Genomic DNA, 763 nt, shown 5'->3' with positions numbered 1-763 from the left:
GGGGAAAAGCGAGGATCTTGGAGGAAGCCGGAGCTTGCAGACCACTTAGCTGAGTATGGAGGGTTCATAAGGACCCCATCAAAGTTGGTTGGCTCCTGGGTCGGCCAGTCTTCGTCCAGCGTATCCGCATTGTGCAAGAACTGGTTTTCCACCGGAACCCCGTGTAGGATCATGTTCATTCGAGCCAGGTTGTAGGTAGAGGTATTGAGCTCCTGACCAAAGTACTGGACCGTTTGAGGCTGGTGAGAAAACTTCTTGGCGTTGAGCAAGAGGGAGCCCGATCCCATGGTGGCATCGTAGATGGTAAAGCCCTGCTCGTCTTCACGCCCTAAAAAGGCGATCTGGGTCATGAGCTTGGCTACAGGCTGGGGTGTATAGAACTCACCTGCCTTCTTACCCGAGTCGGTCGCAAACTGACCAATCAAATACTCATAAGCATCCCCAAGCATATCACCCGCATGACCTGCCACATCCAGCACTGCCAGCTCTTTCATAACAGCAGCCACTAGCTGATTTTGCTTTTGAGGAGTTGCTCCTAGCTTCTTGGAATAGAGATCAATGTCCTCAAAGAGGTTCTCATAGAGGTCATCACTTTGCTCGATGTCTCGGAAGCCCTGAACTAAATCTTCTAGCTGGAAGGTCCCTTCATTGACCCGGTCTACCAAGGCCGTAAAGGTCAAGTCTGGCTTGATGACATAGTTGAGCTCATCGGTGATGACGGAGATCAAGTCCTCTTGAGAGTCTGGATCCTCATAGTAAGAAC

Annotated in this window: 1 protein-coding gene; it reads right to left on the bottom strand. The window is 51.0% G+C overall.

The window, feature by feature from the left end:
• Positions 1–763, bottom strand: a 763-nt coding sequence (locus SPADD19_RS04340) for an HsdM family class I SAM-dependent methyltransferase (RefSeq protein ID WP_241496519.1), incomplete at both ends; no start/stop codon positions are given.

The organism is Streptococcus parasanguinis, assembly GCF_001578955.1.
GTDB classification, from domain to species: Bacteria; Bacillota; Bacilli; order Lactobacillales; family Streptococcaceae; genus Streptococcus; species Streptococcus parasanguinis_U.
This window is presented reverse-complemented; position numbering and strand designations above follow the sequence as displayed.